The organism is Bradyrhizobium sp. AUGA SZCCT0169 (genome assembly GCF_018130085.1).
In the GTDB taxonomy this organism is placed as follows: domain Bacteria; phylum Pseudomonadota; class Alphaproteobacteria; order Rhizobiales; family Xanthobacteraceae; genus Bradyrhizobium.
This window is the reverse complement of sequence record NZ_JAFCMC010000001.1, coordinates 249,483-265,823: the sequence shown is the minus strand read 5'-3', so window position 1 is coordinate 265,823 and position 16,341 is coordinate 249,483. Positions and strand designations below refer to the sequence as shown.

Below are 16,341 nucleotides of genomic sequence, written 5' to 3'. Positions count from 1 at the left end.
CGAAGGTTATGGGCCAAGAGGCCGCGTGTCGAGGCTTACACGCCTGACCAACGAGCTTCTTCAATCGATTGATTCAAAAGCGATCAATGCGATTAGGCGCTCCGATCGCAAAAATGCGCCGTGTCTGAACAGCGATCGAATGGGAAAGGCGCATTTGCCATCGGCATTCCGTGATCCGGATCACTTTTTCGAAGGCGCGGATCGTTCAGGCTGCGCGTGGGCTCCGGGCCACCGCCCGGCCGCTTCTAACGGTTTCGTGAGCAGCAATAGTGAAGCAGCTCACGATCGCCGCCGCGCGTCTCGACTTACAAAAGCCAATGCAACGTGGGAGCTGAACATGCCAAGAGACTTAACGAGAGTCCTGCGCCATGATGTCACTCAGCGTACACATAATGACTGGGCGATCGCTATCCCGGTTGGAATGGTGATCGCGGGCCTGCTGGGCTTCGTCGCCTTTTATCCGAAGCCGGCGCATGTATCCAAAGCCGGACAGGCTGAAACCGTGGGCATCGTCGCCACGAAACCGGAGCCAGTCCCGGCTGCAAGGAAGCCGGTCCGCTACGAAGCGACGATCGAAAACTGGAAGCGCTACCGCGCGGCAACCAAACCTGCCGAGCATCCTCCGGCGGATTGAGCCCTCAAGCCATCTTGCACTGCATCCTTCAGCCCCGGGCTGCACCGAAAGGTGCTCGCAACCGAGGCCGGGCCGGCATAGCCTTGCACCCGCCTGACTGGATCAACCGGCCGGCGCATATCCTGGGAGGAAGTGATGACACGCGACGTGCAGCGCGATGCGCAGTCCATGATTTCACGACGAACGCTGGTCCACGGCCTGGCGCTCGCCGCCGGCGCCACCGTGGCGGGGGCCGGCACCGCGCTGGCCCAGCAGGGCGCGGTGGGGCCACCATCCGTGGTCACCACCCCGCCGCGCGATTTCAGCCCCCGGGGCGCGCCGACCACCTATTTCTGGGACCCCGACATCATCGCGGTCGATCCGTCGTTCAACGACCTCGCCCAGCCCAACGCGCCAATCCAGCGTCTCCATACCGGACTATTGTGGGCCGAAGGCCCGGCCTGGAGCTCGCAGGGCCGCTATCTCCTGTGGAGCGACATTCCCAATAATCGCCAGATGCGGTGGACCGAGGATGACGGCCGCGTCAGCGTGTTCCGCACCCCGTCCAACAATTCCAACGGCAACTCGTTCGACTTCCAGGGCCGGCAGCTTTCCTGCGAACATCTCACCCGCCGGGTGGTGCGCTACGAGCACGACGGCACCGCGACCGTGCTCGCCGATAATTTCGGCGGCAAGAAGCTCAACTCGCCGAACGACGTCGTCGCCCATCCCGATGGCAGCTACTGGTTCACCGACCCGCCCTATGGCGGCCAGCTCTATGAGGGCGAACCGGACGTTGCGGGCGGCCCCAGCAATCCTGCCGGCAAGCTCAACCCACGGATCGGCCAGCCGGCCGGCTTCATGCCGGGCAAGCGCGAGCTGCCGACCAATTGCTACCGCATCGACCCCTCGGGCCGCGTCGACCTGGTCGTGACCGAGGAGCAGGTGCCCGATCCCAACGGCCTGTGTTTCTCGCCGGATTACAAGAAGCTCTACGTCGCCAGCACCGGCAAGGGGCCCGGCGATACCGGGCCGGGCGGCAAGGGCGACATGTTCGTGTTCGATGTCGGCACCGACAACAAGCTGTCGAACCACAAGCGGTTCAGCGACTTCATGGTCGACGGCGTCAAATGCGGACCGGACGGCGTGCGCTGTGACGTCAACGGCAATGTCTGGGCTTCCAGCAATGCCGGCCGCGCCGTCGGTTACAGCGGCGTGACGATATGGTCACCGGACGGCAAGCTGATCGGCCGGATCCGCCTGCCCGAAGTGTGCGGCAACGTGTGTTTCGGCGGGCCGAAGCGGAACCGCCTGTTCATGGCCGCGAGCCAATCGCTCTACGCTGTGTACACCGCAACCCAGGGTGCCGGCCCGGGCTGAGCCGCTCGGCACCGCACGAAGAACAAGGCGAAGCCGGCGCAACCCGCCGGCTTCTTCATGCCGCACAGCCCTCGATGCAGTCTGGTCTCGAGAAGTCCTGTCTCGAAAAACTTCGGGCATGCGCACGGTTGTGCGCGACCATGCGCATGCGTGGGGTCTCCGCAGTCATACGGAGCCAAATCGCGGCGCCTGTGTGCTAGATTGAACAGACGCTTTACCACTACTCGATATTAATCTCGGCGTTTCATTACCAAACAATATTTCGACGAGGGCCCGGCCGGTGTGCCGGGCTTTTGTTTTTCGGCCGTGTTCGGATGGCAGGTCAGCGGAGTGTCTCAACGCGCGCAGGACGGATCGAACCCAACGGTCCTCAATAGTCGCGGCGGGGCTTCTTACTGCGTCGCTTTCCGCCCTCGTAATAGGGATTGACGACGCATTGTGCGGCGCGGCCCGATGCCGACATATTGCACTGTGGGATCGAGGTGTAGCCGCATTCGAAGTAAAAATCGTTCCGGCCCGTGTAGACCTGCAGGCAGACGGGATACTGCGGATCATAGGTCTGGGCGTGAGCCGACGGCGCAGCCACCACCGCCGCAATCGCCAATGCAGCCAACGTCAGAATGCGCATCAGAACTCCTTCGACGGCAGAATTGCCCGCTGCCGCCGGGATAACCCCGCGCGGGTGCCGGTAGTTCCTCTCGGACAAACCGCGCATGCCCGATCCGGAAACCCGACGCTAGGCCGCTCCGTCGATAGCAGCCAGCCTGCAGCCGTTTGAACCCGACGGCTGCGGCCAAGCTTACTCGCGATCACTTGCCGATATTTCCAGCGATTGTGCTGGTCGCGTCGTTCATGGCCCGGAGCATGTTGGTGGTCAGCTGGATGGCCATTTGCCGCTGAGACAGCAGGCTTTGCAGACGGATCATGTACAGTTCGCCACCGCAAACCCGGTCGAGTTCTGTTTCTGCCAATTCGTGCGCAAGGTTATTCATGTCGTTTGTCCCCTGGTGGATGTTTCGCTCGATGCCGAACGTTCGATCAGCGGATCGGGAAAACGACTTTCGGCAGCGGCTGCTTCGGGAACAGCAGCTTCAGGATGTCAAGGATGCAGCCGCCTTCGGTGACGCCGCCGGCCACGATCTCCAGTTCCTCGATCGCCAGTTCACGGTTTTCGGTATTGGGCTTGGTCATGACATTTCTCCATCGGTTGAACATGAGGTGAGGAGCGATTGCTCGTCATGACGCAACACTACGCTTGCCGATTGCGGATCACCGTGACGATCATCACACGATCCGGAATGAACGATACGGATGGGGCCGATGCTACAAACCGTGATCTAGCTCACGGCAGGTCACTCGCACGAACCTAGCCTGCCCTGTCTGACGATGCGGATGGTCCCTTCGTCCCACGACAGGAGACAGATATGGAATCCGGGCAAATCGAACCCAACCCGCTCCGGGAAACCGAACTCGATACCATCTCGGGCGGCCGCACGTGTAACCACGCTCCGCCCAGGATGGAAGTAAGCATACCGTTCGGCGGCCAGGTGCTGGTGATCTGGGCGACCCCCACGTACTCCGGCACCTATTGGTACGTGAAGTAATGCGCAGGCCGGCCCCTTTGAAGGAGGCGTTGGTGGCTGCAGGTCTGCTCGATGAATCCGGAAAGCGGCGCGAAGCTGCCTGACGTGGCTTACTGTTTGCCGGCGGTTGCGACCGGTTCGACCACCTGCTGATCGACGACGCCCAGGCGCCCCGGCAGCGCCCCTGAACGCACCAGCATCGCGACGTTGTTGGCGTCTTCGATCGTGAAGTTGCCCGATATGATCGCCGAACCGCCCGTGATCGGCTCGCTGATGACCGATTCCGACAACACCTGGTCGTCAACGACGATCGCGAACGGCTTTGTGATATTTTCCTGCGTGATGGTGGCGAAGCGCCGGGTGCCGCGCGCATTCAAGCGGAACGACGCGATCGGCTGCTGGGTTCGCGGGTCGATCAAGGGCGACGCGTCGATGATATCGTCACCCTCCATTGCGATCGCCTTCAGGACCACAGAAGGCTCCCTGGTCTTGAAGTGGTAAAGAACTTCGGATGTCGGCGGCACCGGACCTTTCAGAGCCAGCGCGGCGATCACGGACACGTCCACCAGTCGGAACGTCACCCGCCCTCGCTTGCCGAGCATCGCGCTCACGCGCTCGGGATCCCTGACGCCCGGCAAGAGCACGCGAAGCCGGTCGGCCCCGTCGGGCTGCGCGCTGGCGTCCCTGATGCCGGCGTTGCGCAGGCGTTGATCGATCATCGCGCCGGATTGCCTGACCAGTTCGCGCAGGCGCCCGGCGAATCCTGCCTCGGTCGGCATCAGCCGGATCAGCCCGTCACCGCTGTCGGCAACGCTGATCGTCTGTGCGGCGGAAGGCGAGTCCTTCGTGGATGGCACCAGCTTGGCCAGCACGCGCTGCCGGTCCTTGGGTTCGGCAATCCGGACCTCGACGCCGCCGTCGCGCATCGCCAGACCAGAGAACGGAATGCGCCCTTCCCGCACGGTCCGATACACATCATCGCGCAGCTCCGTCACGACGGCTTCGCGCAACGCGGCGCTATCGACCTTGAACAGAATCTTGGAGCCGCCTTGCTTGGCCAGCGCCTGCTCGGCTTTGGCTGCGATCGCCGCGCGCGCCTTGTCGACCGCTTGCGCGTCATCGGACGTGCCGCGCGGGGCGGCTATGGCCGAACACGCGGCAGACGCCAGCATGAAGGCGACGATAAACCCTGCCGTCTTGCCCCGCACGTTCATGGTCACAGCGTCCTCTCATTCGGCGGCACTGATGTGCCAGTCCTTTAGTGCCGGAGGCGCGCGCTGAGGTTCAAAGCCCTTGCCAAAGGCCCAGGGCCAATATGAACTCCCGTAGCACCTCAGGCTGGGAGACGTCGCGTGAGCCCGATCGATACGCTGTTCACCAACGCAAGATTCGCTGACGGTTCGCTCAATGATGTCGCCGTCGCGAACGGACGCATCAGCTCCGTTTCGAGGGCGGGAACCCATATCTCCGCCGGTGCGCCGACACGCGATCTCGGCGGCGCGCTGATCGTTCCCGGGTTTGTCGAAGGACACATCCACCTCGACACCAGCTTCTATGGCGACGACTGGAAGCCCCACAAGCTCTATACCAACGGCTTCAATGTCCATGAACGCGTCGCCCTTCAGGCGCAAAATTTCGCCGAAGCGGCTCCCGTGGAAGTCCGCGCCCGAAATCAGCTCGAGCTTTGCATCGGCCATGGATCGACGCATATGCGCAGCCATGTCACGGTAGACGGCACCATCGGACTCCAATCGCTGGAGAAGATTCTGGCGGTGCGCGAGGCCTACCGGGGTATCATCGATATCCAGCTCGTCGCGTTCCCGCAGAGCGGTATCCTGCAAAGCCCCGGGACAGCTGAACTGCTCGATGCAGCGGTGGCGATGGGCGCTGATCTCGTCGGCGGCATCGATCCCGCGAGCTTTGATCGCGATGTCGAAAAACATCTGGATGTCGTGTTCGGCGTTGCCGAGAAACGTGGCGTCGGCGTCGACATTCATCTGCACGATAGCGGAACGCTCGGAATCTTCGAGATCGAACAGATTGCGGCGCGGTCGCGCGCGCTCGGCATGGGCGGCCTTGTCGCGATCAGCCACGCCTATGCGCTCGGCGATGTCGCCCTCGACCTCGCCAAACGCACGGCCGACGTTCTGGCCGAAAGCGACGTTGCGATCATGACCAACGCGCCCGGACGCCGGCCCTTTCCACCTGTCGCCCTTCTGCGCGAGGCCGGCGTCACCGTATTCGGCGGCAGCGACAATATCCGGGACTCCTGGTGGCCTTATGGCGACGGCGACATGCTGGGCCGCGCCAACATGATCGGCTACCGCTCCGGCTTCAACACCGACGACGAATTGGGGATTGCCTTTGACGTCGTGACCAGGGCCGGCGCGAAAGCGCTGCGGCTTGAAGGCTACGGGCTTGAGGTCGGCGACAAGGCCGATTTCGTGACCTTGAATGCGCAACATGTGCCGGAGGCGGTGGTGGCGATACCTCGCGGGCGATCGGTCTACAAAAATGGAAAACCCGTGGCGCACGATGGACAGTTGGTCCGATCGTAAGTTTGCCGGGCTCCCGATCCTGACCGACTAGCTACCATTCAACGCTTGTTCAGGCGCCAGCCCATTTCCCAGAAGTCGGCTTCGAGCCGGGTTGCTTCCTTGAAGGTTGCGATCAACTCGGCCTCGCGGGCCGGCGTCGCGTAGCGATCGGCAAGCGATTCCAGATGCGCCCGCGCGTTGGCCGCGACCTCCTGATAGGGTGCGCCGGCATATTCGGCGATCCAGACGCGATAAGGGTTGGTTGCGACTAGCGCGTTCGGGTGCGCGGCGAGCCTAGTTGCGATCTCGGCGTAGCCGATCACGCAAGGCGCCAGCGCCACCTTGAGCGACAGCAGGTCACCGCGCATTCCGGCGTCGAGCACGTAGCGGGTATAGGCCAGCATCTCGACCGCCGGAGGGGCTTTTTCGAGATCGCCGGGCGACAGCCCCCAGCCGGCGCAGAGTTTGACGTGCAGGTCCATCTCGACGTCGAGAATGGCCGAGAGGCCGGCGGCCGCCTCGCGCATGTCCGCGAGCTGAGGCGACTTGTAGACCGCGAGCGCGTAGGCGCGCGCAAACTCGATGAGGAACAGATAGTCCTGAACGAGATAGTGACGAAACGCCGCCTCGGCGAGCGAGCCGTCCGCCATGGCGTTCGTAAAGGCATGCCCGGTGTAGGCGCGCCACTCGGCGGATGCTTCGGTCTTCAATCGCTCGAAGAAACTCATGATCTTTCGCTGGGCTGGCTTTTCAACGGGTGGCCTGTCCGGTGATAACAGACCACTGCGGCACCGGACAATGCCGCTCTGCCCAGAAGCATTTCACAGCCCGACGGAGCACGACGGCAGCTTGAACGCTGCTGCGACGTTTTGCGCCTCGGCCAGCTTTCCGGCGCCGGAACTCCGCGGCACAGGCGGCCGTTGACGTGTATGGCAACCGTTCTGCGAAAACCCGTGATTATTGCCGTGATTGTCGCGGCAATCTCGATTACCACCATCATCCTGGTAGATCACACCAACCTGATCGTTGACCGACGGGCGCCCCAGACGCCTCCCGGAACGACATTCAACACGGTGAACGACGCCGGCGCGACGGTCACTCCGACCCGTCCTGAATCGGCGATCAAGCCGACGCCGCCCGGCCCGGCACCGGTTCAGCCGGCCATTCCGGCCAAGTAGCCGACGGCCTCGCTGGCGCTGAATCTCGGATATCGGGCAGCGCCCTGCGCGGGATCCCCGGCCCTACCGGGTCACTTGGCGTAGCCCTGCGATCGGAGCCACGCGACCTTGCGGTTTCCGTTCATCCAGTCGTCGGCATCTGCCTTGCTGGTCAGCCCGGTGATCACGCGTTGTTCGCTGCCCGGATAGTCTGCCTGGATAGTCCAGTCGTCATCTGCGATCCTGACGGTCTTGAAGGTCACTTTTGCTTTTGCCATGAGACCTTATGCACCATCCCGAGGCGACTGTGTGAGGTTTTCTCACGATTGGAACCAGCGCGGAGGCAACGAAAAAGGCCGAACCGAGGCAGCCTTATCGTTCCAGCACATGGCGGACTCGTTATGCTCAGTTCTTCCGCTAATGACCGACCCACAGCGGACTTCGGGCCAGTGCCTGTGTTCCTAGTGGCCTAGTTTATAATCGTGGCCTGATTTGAGTTGTTAACGATTTCGCGATGTGAGCAATTTTGACCACTATGTCGACCTGCGGACATGCCAGATTATCTCATCACCGCCCCGCCATCGGCTTCCATCGGTGATGAGAACGCGAGTTGCGCTCCCGCCTCCTCAAGAATGGAGCAGCGCCATGCAGCGACGCCACTTCAAACAATCTGCTCCACTAGATCAACGACTAACGCTCGAGGCGGAACGCCTCCGTACAGAAGCCCAAGGCACCCCGCCGGGGGTTATTCGCGACAAGCTCATTCGCCAAGCCAGACAGGCCGAAACAGCTTCGCACATGCATGAATGGCTCACGTCTCCCGGCCTGCAAGCGCCACTCTGATGCCGGAGTATCGCGCTTACATCGTAGGCGAGGACGGGCACTTCATCGGATACGAGCCGCTGGTCTGCGCCAATGACAGTGAGGCCATGGAAAAGGCCAAACGCCTTTCAAACCGTGGCCCGGTGGAGCTTTGGAGCGGGCCCCACCAAGTCGCTCGGCTGGGGGCGGCAGAGACTAGCGACTATGCCATTACGCACGAAATACGCGATGGCCACAGGATCCCTAAACCCGCAGAGCACCCTAAGTAGGGCCGCCTCATTTGGCGAAACCCAACTATCCTGTAATCTTCGCCGACATGTCCTACGACGCCGCCAGATTTCGCGGGCAAGCTGGCGATTGCCGAGACCAGGCCGAGCGTGCGGTGACCTTCGCGAAAGGCGTTGCTCTTCTATCGAGCAGGGCAGTGATTAGATAGGGAGGGGGCAACCCAAGGAGTTGCCATGAAAAAGCCTCTGACGATACCGGACGAGCCGCAACCCCGCAACATCACACGCGCTGACCTTGTGATGACCGAGGGCTTTGGCTTGGAAGTCGATGGGCGGATGAAGACAGTATTTCCAACGCTTCAAGCCGCGCAGAAAAGGGCGAGGGATCTCAAAGCCCAGTTTCCGATGCTCCAAGTCAAGGTGTACGACGCTGCGGAAAAGAAGATGCTGGAGTTGTCGCCGACTGAGTGATGCTATGAGACCATGAAAATTGACCAGATTATCCGACCAGCGGAAGCGAACGTCGTCGGCTTTTGGGCTGCGCGACGGTGAGACGAGACCTTGCCGATACGCGTGCTGACTTCCAAAATTGGACCATCGTTCGTACTAAGGAACGACGTTCTCATAGGGATTAGTGGCCTGTTGGGTGATGCCCGGATCAAACTATCTGGTGCATTATCGGCGTCATGTCAGACGACGCAGCCAGGCCGTAAGCTAGCTGACGAATGCCGAGAATAAGGCGAGCGGGCCCTTAACCCGCTCGATAAGGAATCGTGGCTGCGGCTCGCGGGCGAATGGACGAAGATGGCGCAAACCGCCGAACTCAGGCTCAAGAGAGAGTAAGGCAGCTCGTAAGTACCCTAGTCGGCGGCATTTTTCTCGGTCTCGCGCGGTAACTCGCCACGATTTTCGGCAGTCTCTTCCGGATCGCCGGGCGTTTTGCCGGCCATATTTCCTGGGTTGTAGTGAAACTTGCCCTCCGGGTTTTCGCCGGGCTGCTTTTTGTTTGTTTCTTGTGTTGTCGTCGGCCATCAGTCGTTCCTTTGGAAGGAGGAACAACGTTTAACAGAACTGCGCTGGTTACGTTCCTGTACGAGTGGCCTGCGGTGGCCTAATTTGAGTGTTTAACTAGTTCGCGATGTGAGCTGTATTGACCAGTATCTCGGCTGCCGGATATGCCAGATTGCCCCGGTCACCGCACCGCCCCGTTTGGCCCTTATCGGTGATGAGAACGCCCGGTTGCGCTCCCGCCTTCCTCGATGGAACGGAGCAGCCCTATGCAGCAAAGACAGCACTACACACCACCTGAAATCCTCGAGCAACGTCTTGCCGAAGAAGCACACTGCCTGCGCGAGCAAGCCAAATTGCTTCCACCTGGCGCGGTTCGGGAGGCCACGATCCGCAAGGCCCGACAGGCCGAAACCGGATCGCACCTGAGCGACTGGCTGCGATCTCCCGGCCTGAAGGTTCCGAACTAATGCACGCATTCAGCGATAACTACACCTTGGGCAAGTTCAACCCGCCCTCATACGCGAACTGGCTCGCCGAACTTCGCGCCCTGTTTCCTGTCCCGGATGAATTCCTTCTGGCGGATGCGATCTGCTTCCCAAACGCATTCAAGGAAGGAAAGACGCCGCAACAGGCTTACGAGGCGTTCGATATTTTCGTCAGCGCGGAGGCTTGAACATGAACGGCAACAGCCGTAGGCCGCTGCTGACCGCTCCATCCGCCCCCGCATGCTCTTCGGCTGCTTCAATCTGACGTGCATTTCCCTGAAGGCGCGAGATAGCTCAGGGCGAGGCTGCCTCGTTCATCCCGGCTGTGAAACCTTCATCGTGCGGCACTTTTACTTCAGGACGTCGGCGGCGTGAATGGTATGGTAGGCGTCCCACCGCGGGGAACGGAACCGGACATGCCAAACAATACCGATCAAGCAAAATTTGATCCAAAGGAGTTTCTCGCCAAGGTGGGCGAAGGGAAGACTATCCTTGAGTTTCGCAAGGATGAGGTCGTCTTCGCGCAGGGCGATGCGGCAAACGCGGTGTTCTACATTCAGAAAGGCCGAGTTAAGGTCGTTGTCCTATCCGAGCAAGGCAAGGAAGCCGTGGTCGGCATTTTAGGACCCGGCCAGTTCTTTGGCGAAGGCTGCATGAACGGCCATTCGCTGCGGATCGCGACGACGACAGCGATGGAGGAATGCCTGGTGACCGCGATAACGAAGAGCGCCATGGTCGCGGCACTGCACGATCAACCCAAGTTTTCCGAGCTGTTCATGGCCTATCTGCTGACCCGCAACAGCCGGATAGAAGAGGACCTGATCGACCAGCTCTTCAACTCCAGTGAAAAACGGTTGGCGCGCCTGCTGCTCCTGCTGGCGAATTTCGGCAAGGAGGGAAGCCCTCAACCGATCACTCCGAATATCAGCCAGGAGACATTGGCCGAAATGATTGGAACGACACGATCCCGCGTCAGCTTCTTCATGAACCGATTCCGCAAGCTCGGCTTCATAAGCTACAACGGAAAAATAGAGGTCAACAGTTCATTGCTGAACGCGGTCTTGTACGACAAGCCCGAGATCAAGCGCGAATTGTAAAACGATATGGAATTGCCCCCAGGCGTCACAAGCCAACCCGCCGGGCGCGTCGCTAGGGCTTCGCCAGCAAATCCGCGATCTGGAAAGCGCTACGCTACAATGCCAATCAATGTTGGTAGTCGAGTGCGGAAGCCGCCAGCCGATCCTTCATCCGGCTGATCGAACGGAACTATTGCGCCGATATAAACTGGAAATGGCCGAGTGCCTGAATACCGTGTCGATTGCTCGGAATTTGACTCGCTATTGGACCGTTAAAAGGCGCACGGTGATTTATCACCGTTTCGCGCTTTCGGCTGTTGTCGGTGACTGGAGTGTTGAGCTCCCGCCTTGGTGAAAGGGAGATCCCATGCCCAAGAATTCCCCGCCTCCGATCTGCCCGAAGTGCAGCATGCCTATGCGATTTGTGCTCGTGAAGACGGGAGGACGCAAATTCCGCTGCGTCGATTGCGATGTAACAGGCCTCCTTAAATTGCCGGAGGTCACCCAGCTTCTCACGGGCGAATTAAGACATCCGGGCTAAATTACCTCCGTTGGCTTTGATGGCGAAACTTACTGAGAGGCTGGCTTCATCCGACAGGCATCGGTCTTTGGAGGTCATTATGAATGACGCATTCTCGCTCTCAATCTCGGTAGGTATCATTGCCTTTGGATTTTGCATTGCTGCTAGCGCGATCGGCGCTGGCTCGTCTTGGGCCTGGATGCTCATAGGACTACTTCCCGTCATTGTAGGTACGATCAGCCTTTATCTGGCGATTCGCGAAGTCAATGTTGCGCAGAGGAATTGAGATTCAGTGAGTGTGGAGGACGGCAAGCGCCTGCCTCAATGGGGGTGTTCTCAAAGAAGGAGGACTTCCATGAAACTTCGCGCAACATTGTTCTTTGCGGCCGCACTTGGCGGTGTCGCTGCCGTGGTTGCCCCTGCTACAACGGCCGCGGCTGAGCCTAACAGCCAGATCACCATCCTCTATGACGCTTTCGGCACCTGCCGCAACGAAGAAGGATTGGGGCTTCTCCGCGCTCGTGGAGGTCGCCGGTAAACCGATCTTGTTCGACACTGGCAACGATCCAGACATCTTCGCAGCCAACGTCAAGGCGAAGGGTATTGACCTCACCAACATTGGCAAGGGGCTAGGTCAGCATCCCTCACTTGATCTTCCTTGAGCCGCGCCCAGCTTTAAGGAAGGTTGGTTTGATCGATAGGTTCTCGCACCGGCTAGCACCAACAAGAGACATAAGAGACCCATAGCGGCCACTGTCTAAGGCTAGAGCAAAGTCGAGCGCATCAATCCCAACTGTAAACGAAAGGACCGCCGGTCTCCGGCGGTCCTTTTGTTTGGGTGAGCCGGGGCGATCAAGGTCCTCGTGATATGCTTAAGCCAAAGCAAGGAGGGCTGGCATCATGCCTACCGGATTATTCAAAACACCCGATCAGTCGGCTCAGGTTGAATACGACGGCGTTTCCATCCCGATACCTAGGTCGACATACGAGAAGAACGGCTACCAGCCCGATTTCGACAAACTGCCCCTCGAAGACGAATATAAGGCGGCCCAGGAGAAGTTGCGTAATGCCCCAAGAAGCGGACATCTCGCATTTATGAGTACGCGTCCTAGCGCTCAAGGCGGATGAGCTGGAGCGCCATCCGCCGTTCGAACCCAAGACAGGATGGCGGACTGAGTCGCCGCCTCGGGCCGCGCCTTGCGCGACCCGTCGGCTCACTCCGCCCTGCGCGCTGACCGAAACAGGCCGCGCGCAGATCAGTACCGGTCGTAGTAGCGGCCGCGCGGATAGTAGGCGTGGGCGTGCATGGGGTTGATGCCACAATAGGCGTCGGTCCCGTACGCGGTCGCCATGCACTGCTGATAGCTGGAGAACTGGCAATTGCCGGGATAGCCCCACTGGCGGCCTTGCAGGCAATAGCGATCCTGGATGCGCTCGGCTGCGGGCGCCGGCGACATCGATCCGACGACGGTCAAGGCGGAAACGGCTGCCAGAATGGCAAGGGAAACATTGCGGCGCATGGTCGAAGCTCCTTGAATTGCTATCAATCGCTTTCGATAGATAGACGGGCTAGCCCCTCGAAAAGTTCAACCCGGGCGGATTAATTCCTGGTGATGTTCAGGGGGTTGATGACGTGGCTGGTCGCTGCCGGCGGATGATATCTGTTGTTGGGGTGCATCGCCGCCGCAACGAGCAGGGCGAGAATCACGAAGCCGGCTATCTTGCGCATCGTCCCGCTCGATGCTTGGCGAGGGCTCGCCGTTGATCCGGAGCGAGTGTGCCGAGGCTGTTCTTGCGGGAATGTGATGGGAATCACAAAAGCCGTCCAACTGAAGCGGCCGTGTTGATGCTGAAGCCTAATAACGAAGCCTTGACCGAGGCGGCTAAATTCGAGGGCGTGCAGCGGGAGAAGGCGCGCTAGTATCAGTGATTGTGTTGCGCGTCCGTGCCGAAGCTTTGCGGCAGACGTTACGCTCCAGCAAGCGGCCTCGACAGTAAACCCGCGAGGCAGTTCTGGTTGGCGATTTCGAGGGATGTTCCGATGCGCATTCTGGCTTTGACGTTTCTAACGATTGGTCTGGTTACCGCAGCCGAACAAGCTCCGGCGCAGACCTATGACCCGGCGTTTCCAGTTTGTGCGCATGTCGTTCCGTGGGGCGGCGGCTCGTTTGAAGATTGCACCTACTATACGATGGCCCAATGCGCGGCATCGGCTTCCGGCCGCGCTGCGCAGTGCCAGCTCAACCCGTTTTACGCTGGTGCGGCAGCGCCGAGACAAGGCGAGCGGCGTTATCGCCGGGGCTACTGAGCTGTCTAGCAGGCCCCCGTTGGCGGCCCTATTCATCGGCTGCCCGATTTCGAAAGGGCCCGGTCGACCGCCAGTACCACCTGCGTAATGGCCTCGCTGCGCGTTTTCGTTTCACCGCTTTTGGTGGTGTGGTCGTCAAGCGTCACCGCCCATCGCCACGAATTGGGCTGGTCGCCTTCGAAAATCAGGTAATTCTTGCCGCGGTATTCCATCGGAAAAAATCGATACTTGTCTGCAATCAATGCCGGTCGCGCTAATCTCCCAACATACCACGGTTCTGCATCCGGCCGCACGGTGAAATTTGTGCGGCCGCAGCCGAACCGGTCGCCGCGCTGGCAGGCCCGAAGCTTCCAAGGCCATCAGGCTGGCCCCTGCCCTCCCTGGCAATGATGACGGGCCTGACAAGGCTCAATGAAAAGGCCGCAATGAGATACTGGTTCTATTTCTCCTTCAGCCCTCGCGGCAGCGCGTCGCGCAAATGGACGGTATCCAGCACGTTTCCTGCCTCGTCCGCGATCAAAATCCTCATCGGCATGCCGTCGATGGCGAGGACGATCCACTCGGCAAGCATTTCGCGCGCCGCCAGCAGCGCTTCCCGGCGCGCGGCTTCGAGGTCGGGCAGTTCGGTGCCGTCGGGATCGGTGTCCAACTCATCGATGTGAAAGTAATATCGCGGCATGCTGGTTCTCGACTACCAACGCTACTCAACATGCACATTTGCAATAAGTTGCTCTGTCAGTCGGCGAACAGGTGCCAGGGGTCGCCAAGTTTTTCGTCCCGACGTCGCCTAGCGAGCAGACGAATGGCAAAGGGGCGGTTAGCGTGGAACATCATCGCCCGATTCCCCAGGTATTTATCGGTGACAGAGAGACTCTCCTGGACGGCCCCGACGGCACCGGGCGAACGATCCTCACCGTCGAACTCACGACCGGGTAACGTCGCATCGCCACGCGCCACGCCTGCCGGGCACAGCCGGCCGGGCCGCCCGTCGCCTGCTATGCCGGCGGCTCTGTTACGCTGCATGGGTCGCCGAAGCGCTCCAGCCTGATCACGAGGCGCGTGCCACTCCAAAGCTCGATATCGCAACCGTCGAGCAGTCGCCTGGTCCGGACGATGGCGTCGGCATACCGGGACAGGTAAAGGCGCGTGAGGCGGTCATATGCCGTCCTGGCCGACCGTATACGCGCGGTACTCGATCACTTGCGCGATGCCAGCCCCGACGATGCCAACCCTGGCGGCGACAGCCACCGGTTCATGCGTGAGGCTGTTTCAGCCTGTTGCGCCCGGCGCAAGAGCAGCTCCCGGGCTGTGCTGCCGGCAGGTTGCTCTTCAGCCGCTTCCTTGAACCGCAGGGCCTCTTCCGCCAGCCGCTCCTCGAAAGTGGCCGTGTGCTTGATCCGTCTTCTGGTCTGGACCATGGCCTTGTCCTCACCCAAACGCCCTTGTTGGATTTTACTCCACGGTCGTCCGGATCGTCTGTCCGCTGCCCGACATTTCAAACCCTCGCCATGCCCGGCCCGCTGCTGCTGGCATGCGTTCGCCTGCGCGCGAAACTTGCGTCGTGTTGCGCTGGCATGGCATCGGGAAAATCGCACGCCCGGGCGGCAGCTTTCAGCCGTCGAAGATGCGCGCGTAGTGAGAATTGACGGCCGCATCGCACTCGCAAGCGCGCTGTTGAATCCTGGCAATGTCGATGATGTGAACCCGGCCTCGCGCATAGGAGATCAATCCGGCGTCCTGCAATTTCCCCGCCACTGCCGTGACGCTGGTTCGGCGCACGCCGATCATCTGGGCGAGAAATTCCTGCGTCAGCGGTATGTCGTCGCCGACGAGTTGCTGCATCCTCAGGAGCCATTTGCAGGTGCGGGAATAGACGTCATGAACCGCGTTGCACGCACAGGTCTGTTGCACCTGCGCGAGGAAGAACTGTTCATAGTGCATCAGCATCTGCCGGAGTTTAGGATTCTCCCGGGTGAGATCGCGCAGCCGGTCGGCATCGACAACCGAAGCGGACCCCGCAACCAGCATCACGACATGGTTCAGGGAGATCTTGTGATCCATCGCGGGGCCTGCGCCGTACTGACCGTCCCTGCCGATCATGCCGGTTTCGATCCGGCCTCCGTTGGACAACTCGACGACACAGGAAATGATGCCGCCATGGGGGAAGTATACCCTCTGGACATGCGCATGGGTTTCCGCGATCGCAAAACCCTGACGCAGTTCTGCGATGATGAGGTGCGGCTCGAGGTGCGCGAAGGTGGCGCGATCGAGCCGGGACAAAAGTTGATTTTCTCGATGACCGCGCATGGCGCTCTCTTTGGAGAAGGCGGGAGCGCGACGAACTCTCAGTCACCGAAAGAAGCCCCGGACGGCGCGGTGATAATGTCATCTAGCAGACATTTGCGGCCTTCGTCTGTCTTGTAGGCAACTTATGGGGGCGACGCTGCCAGGGAGGCTGCCAGGCTGGAATTCGACCACTCAGGCCGAACGAGGCGCGCGGCGCTAGAGCAACGCAAGCGCGATACCAAAGCACGTTATCAGCGTCGCGGTGCTCAGTGACACCACGACCAAAGCCTCTTCCTTGCGCTTTTCCAAATTGTCCATCCGGACTTACGTCGACGG

The 16,341-nt window shown here is 60.6% G+C and carries 24 protein-coding genes; 12 read left to right on the top strand and 12 right to left on the bottom strand.

Annotation, left to right across the window (positions count from 1 at the left end; translation table 11 throughout):
- The first annotated feature begins 25 nt into the window (after nt 1–25).
- Both JQ609_RS01315 and JQ609_RS01310 read left to right on the top strand, forming a co-directional pair.
- The gene (locus tag JQ609_RS01315) at nt 26–634 is read left to right on the top strand and encodes a hypothetical protein (RefSeq protein WP_212271730.1); all 609 of its coding nucleotides are present in this window, start codon (nt 26–28) and stop codon (nt 632–634) included.
- A 135-nt stretch (nt 635–769) separates the two neighbouring features.
- Nucleotides 770–1,993 carry an SMP-30/gluconolactonase/LRE family protein gene (locus JQ609_RS01310; protein ID WP_212271729.1) on the top strand — a complete coding sequence of 408 codons (1,224 nt, stop codon included), beginning with the start codon at nt 770–772 and terminating at the stop codon, nt 1,991–1,993.
- A 370-nt stretch (nt 1,994–2,363) separates the two neighbouring features.
- On the opposite strand, the gene JQ609_RS01305 is transcribed toward JQ609_RS01310, so the two are convergent.
- The 3 genes from JQ609_RS01305 to JQ609_RS01295 form a co-directional block, all read right to left on the bottom strand.
- The gene (locus JQ609_RS01305) at nt 2,364–2,621 is read right to left on the bottom strand and encodes a DUF3551 domain-containing protein (protein ID WP_212271728.1); all 258 of its coding nucleotides are present in this window, start codon (nt 2,619–2,621) and stop codon (nt 2,364–2,366) included.
- Between the two features lie 181 nt (nt 2,622–2,802).
- Nucleotides 2,803–2,985 (bottom strand): hypothetical protein, encoded by a 183-nt coding sequence (locus JQ609_RS01300; protein ID WP_212210178.1) that lies wholly within the window; start codon nt 2,983–2,985, stop codon nt 2,803–2,805.
- A 46-nt stretch (nt 2,986–3,031) separates the two neighbouring features.
- Complete coding sequence (locus JQ609_RS01295) at nt 3,032–3,184, bottom strand: hypothetical protein (RefSeq protein ID WP_212210177.1); 153 nt, start codon at nt 3,182–3,184, stop codon at nt 3,032–3,034.
- A 233-nt stretch (nt 3,185–3,417) separates the two neighbouring features.
- Here JQ609_RS01295 and JQ609_RS01290 point away from each other — a divergent pair, with 233 nt between their 5' ends.
- A complete protein-coding gene (locus tag JQ609_RS01290) occupies nt 3,418–3,597 on the top strand; it encodes a hypothetical protein (RefSeq protein ID WP_212271727.1) in 180 nt (59 codons plus the stop codon).
- An 89-nt stretch (nt 3,598–3,686) separates the two neighbouring features.
- On the opposite strand, the gene JQ609_RS01285 is transcribed toward JQ609_RS01290, so the two are convergent.
- Nucleotides 3,687–4,790 carry a SecDF P1 head subdomain-containing protein gene (locus JQ609_RS01285; RefSeq protein ID WP_249127541.1) on the bottom strand — a complete coding sequence of 368 codons (1,104 nt, stop codon included), beginning with the start codon at nt 4,788–4,790 and terminating at the stop codon, nt 3,687–3,689.
- Nucleotides 4,791–4,928: 138 nt separating this feature from the next.
- On the opposite strand from JQ609_RS01285, the gene JQ609_RS01280 reads away from it, so the two are divergent.
- Nucleotides 4,929–6,134, top strand: coding sequence for an amidohydrolase family protein (locus tag JQ609_RS01280; protein WP_212271726.1), 1,206 nt, complete (start codon nt 4,929–4,931; stop codon nt 6,132–6,134).
- Nucleotides 6,135–6,172: 38 nt separating this feature from the next.
- Here JQ609_RS01280 and tenA read toward each other — a convergent pair whose 3' ends face one another.
- Complete coding sequence (gene tenA, locus JQ609_RS01275) at nt 6,173–6,841, bottom strand: thiaminase II (RefSeq protein WP_212271725.1); 669 nt, start codon at nt 6,839–6,841, stop codon at nt 6,173–6,175.
- A 225-nt stretch (nt 6,842–7,066) separates the two neighbouring features.
- Between tenA and JQ609_RS01270 the strand changes: the two genes are divergently transcribed.
- Nucleotides 7,067–7,291 carry a hypothetical protein gene (locus JQ609_RS01270; RefSeq protein WP_212271724.1) on the top strand — a complete coding sequence of 75 codons (225 nt, stop codon included), beginning with the start codon at nt 7,067–7,069 and terminating at the stop codon, nt 7,289–7,291.
- Nucleotides 7,292–7,362: 71 nt separating this feature from the next.
- Here JQ609_RS01270 and JQ609_RS01265 read toward each other — a convergent pair whose 3' ends face one another.
- Nucleotides 7,363–7,548: a hypothetical protein gene (locus JQ609_RS01265; protein WP_212000504.1), complete on the bottom strand. Its 186-nt coding sequence runs from the start codon at nt 7,546–7,548 to the stop codon at nt 7,363–7,365.
- Nucleotides 7,549–8,553: 1,005 nt separating this feature from the next.
- On the opposite strand from JQ609_RS01265, the gene JQ609_RS01260 reads away from it, so the two are divergent.
- The 6 genes from JQ609_RS01260 (at nt 8,554) to JQ609_RS01235 (ending at nt 12,073) form a co-directional block, all read left to right on the top strand.
- Nucleotides 8,554–8,790 carry a hypothetical protein gene (locus JQ609_RS01260; protein ID WP_212002261.1) on the top strand — a complete coding sequence of 79 codons (237 nt, stop codon included), beginning with the start codon at nt 8,554–8,556 and terminating at the stop codon, nt 8,788–8,790.
- Between the two features lie 806 nt (nt 8,791–9,596).
- Entirely contained in the window at nt 9,597–9,797 is a 201-nt protein-coding gene (locus JQ609_RS01255) for a hypothetical protein (RefSeq protein WP_212002266.1), read from the top strand.
- On the top strand, nt 9,797–10,003 hold the full coding sequence (locus JQ609_RS01250) for a hypothetical protein (RefSeq protein WP_212271723.1): 207 nt from the start codon (nt 9,797–9,799) through the stop codon (nt 10,001–10,003). Before JQ609_RS01255 ends, JQ609_RS01250 begins: the two co-directional genes overlap by 1 nt.
- 228 nt (nt 10,004–10,231) lie before the next feature.
- Complete coding sequence (locus tag JQ609_RS01245) at nt 10,232–10,912, top strand: Crp/Fnr family transcriptional regulator (RefSeq protein WP_212210170.1); 681 nt, start codon at nt 10,232–10,234, stop codon at nt 10,910–10,912.
- 599 nt (nt 10,913–11,511) lie between these two features.
- On the top strand, nt 11,512–11,697 hold the full coding sequence (locus JQ609_RS01240; RefSeq protein ID WP_192739913.1) for a hypothetical protein: 186 nt from the start codon (nt 11,512–11,514) through the stop codon (nt 11,695–11,697).
- Nucleotides 11,698–11,878: 181 nt separating this feature from the next.
- Nucleotides 11,879–12,073 carry a hypothetical protein gene (locus JQ609_RS01235; RefSeq protein WP_212271722.1) on the top strand — a complete coding sequence of 65 codons (195 nt, stop codon included), beginning with the start codon at nt 11,879–11,881 and terminating at the stop codon, nt 12,071–12,073.
- 594 nt (nt 12,074–12,667) lie between these two features.
- On the opposite strand, the gene JQ609_RS01230 is transcribed toward JQ609_RS01235, so the two are convergent.
- Both JQ609_RS01230 and JQ609_RS35445 read right to left on the bottom strand, forming a co-directional pair.
- Complete coding sequence (locus JQ609_RS01230) at nt 12,668–12,931, bottom strand: DUF3551 domain-containing protein (RefSeq protein WP_212210168.1); 264 nt, start codon at nt 12,929–12,931, stop codon at nt 12,668–12,670.
- 80 nt (nt 12,932–13,011) lie between these two features.
- Nucleotides 13,012–13,140: a hypothetical protein gene (locus JQ609_RS35445; protein WP_283813755.1), complete on the bottom strand. Its 129-nt coding sequence runs from the start codon at nt 13,138–13,140 to the stop codon at nt 13,012–13,014.
- A 312-nt stretch (nt 13,141–13,452) separates the two neighbouring features.
- Between JQ609_RS35445 and JQ609_RS01225 the strand changes: the two genes are divergently transcribed.
- Nucleotides 13,453–13,719 carry a DUF3551 domain-containing protein gene (locus JQ609_RS01225; RefSeq protein WP_212271721.1) on the top strand — a complete coding sequence of 89 codons (267 nt, stop codon included), beginning with the start codon at nt 13,453–13,455 and terminating at the stop codon, nt 13,717–13,719.
- Nucleotides 13,720–13,751: 32 nt separating this feature from the next.
- Here JQ609_RS01225 and JQ609_RS01220 read toward each other — a convergent pair whose 3' ends face one another.
- From JQ609_RS01220 to JQ609_RS01205, 4 genes are all read right to left on the bottom strand, one after another.
- Nucleotides 13,752–13,931, bottom strand: coding sequence for a hypothetical protein (locus tag JQ609_RS01220; RefSeq protein ID WP_212210166.1), 180 nt, complete (start codon nt 13,929–13,931; stop codon nt 13,752–13,754).
- Between the two features lie 227 nt (nt 13,932–14,158).
- Nucleotides 14,159–14,398, bottom strand: coding sequence for a DUF6894 family protein (locus JQ609_RS01215; protein WP_212210165.1), 240 nt, complete (start codon nt 14,396–14,398; stop codon nt 14,159–14,161).
- 517 nt (nt 14,399–14,915) lie between these two features.
- The gene (locus JQ609_RS01210) at nt 14,916–15,137 is read right to left on the bottom strand and encodes a hypothetical protein (protein WP_212210164.1); all 222 of its coding nucleotides are present in this window, start codon (nt 15,135–15,137) and stop codon (nt 14,916–14,918) included.
- 193 nt (nt 15,138–15,330) lie between these two features.
- On the bottom strand, nt 15,331–16,026 hold the full coding sequence (locus JQ609_RS01205) for a Crp/Fnr family transcriptional regulator (RefSeq protein WP_212210163.1): 696 nt from the start codon (nt 16,024–16,026) through the stop codon (nt 15,331–15,333).
- Nucleotides 16,027–16,341 lie beyond the last annotated feature (315 nt).

Coding starts and splice junctions, on each gene's coding strand:
- JQ609_RS01250 (WP_212271723.1), top strand. CDS start 9,797: ATGCACGCATTCAGCGATAACTACACCTTGGGCAAGTTCAACCCGCCC.
- JQ609_RS01210 (WP_212210164.1), bottom strand. CDS start 15,137: ATGGTCCAGACCAGAAGACGGATCAAGCACACGGCCACTTTCGAGGAG.
- JQ609_RS01260 (WP_212002261.1), top strand. CDS start 8,554: ATGAAAAAGCCTCTGACGATACCGGACGAGCCGCAACCCCGCAACATC.
- JQ609_RS01305 (WP_212271728.1), bottom strand. CDS start 2,621: ATGCGCATTCTGACGTTGGCTGCATTGGCGATTGCGGCGGTGGTGGCT.
- JQ609_RS01205 (WP_212210163.1), bottom strand. CDS start 16,026: ATGCGCGGTCATCGAGAAAATCAACTTTTGTCCCGGCTCGATCGCGCC.
- JQ609_RS35445 (WP_283813755.1), bottom strand. CDS start 13,140: ATGCGCAAGATAGCCGGCTTCGTGATTCTCGCCCTGCTCGTTGCGGCG.
- JQ609_RS01220 (WP_212210166.1), bottom strand. CDS start 13,931: ATGGAATACCGCGGCAAGAATTACCTGATTTTCGAAGGCGACCAGCCC.
- JQ609_RS01255 (WP_212002266.1), top strand. CDS start 9,597: ATGCAGCAAAGACAGCACTACACACCACCTGAAATCCTCGAGCAACGT.
- JQ609_RS01300 (WP_212210178.1), bottom strand. CDS start 2,985: ATGAATAACCTTGCGCACGAATTGGCAGAAACAGAACTCGACCGGGTT.
- JQ609_RS01295 (WP_212210177.1), bottom strand. CDS start 3,184: ATGACCAAGCCCAATACCGAAAACCGTGAACTGGCGATCGAGGAACTG.
- JQ609_RS01240 (WP_192739913.1), top strand. CDS start 11,512: ATGAATGACGCATTCTCGCTCTCAATCTCGGTAGGTATCATTGCCTTT.
- JQ609_RS01285 (WP_249127541.1), bottom strand. CDS start 4,790: ATGAACGTGCGGGGCAAGACGGCAGGGTTTATCGTCGCCTTCATGCTG.
- JQ609_RS01310 (WP_212271729.1), top strand. CDS start 770: ATGACACGCGACGTGCAGCGCGATGCGCAGTCCATGATTTCACGACGA.
- JQ609_RS01225 (WP_212271721.1), top strand. CDS start 13,453: ATGCGCATTCTGGCTTTGACGTTTCTAACGATTGGTCTGGTTACCGCA.
- JQ609_RS01230 (WP_212210168.1), bottom strand. CDS start 12,931: ATGCGCCGCAATGTTTCCCTTGCCATTCTGGCAGCCGTTTCCGCCTTG.
- tenA (WP_212271725.1), bottom strand. CDS start 6,841: ATGAGTTTCTTCGAGCGATTGAAGACCGAAGCATCCGCCGAGTGGCGC.
- JQ609_RS01245 (WP_212210170.1), top strand. CDS start 10,232: ATGCCAAACAATACCGATCAAGCAAAATTTGATCCAAAGGAGTTTCTC.
- JQ609_RS01235 (WP_212271722.1), top strand. CDS start 11,879: ATGACGCTTTCGGCACCTGCCGCAACGAAGAAGGATTGGGGCTTCTCC.
- JQ609_RS01215 (WP_212210165.1), bottom strand. CDS start 14,398: ATGCCGCGATATTACTTTCACATCGATGAGTTGGACACCGATCCCGAC.
- JQ609_RS01290 (WP_212271727.1), top strand. CDS start 3,418: ATGGAATCCGGGCAAATCGAACCCAACCCGCTCCGGGAAACCGAACTC.
- JQ609_RS01265 (WP_212000504.1), bottom strand. CDS start 7,548: ATGGCAAAAGCAAAAGTGACCTTCAAGACCGTCAGGATCGCAGATGAC.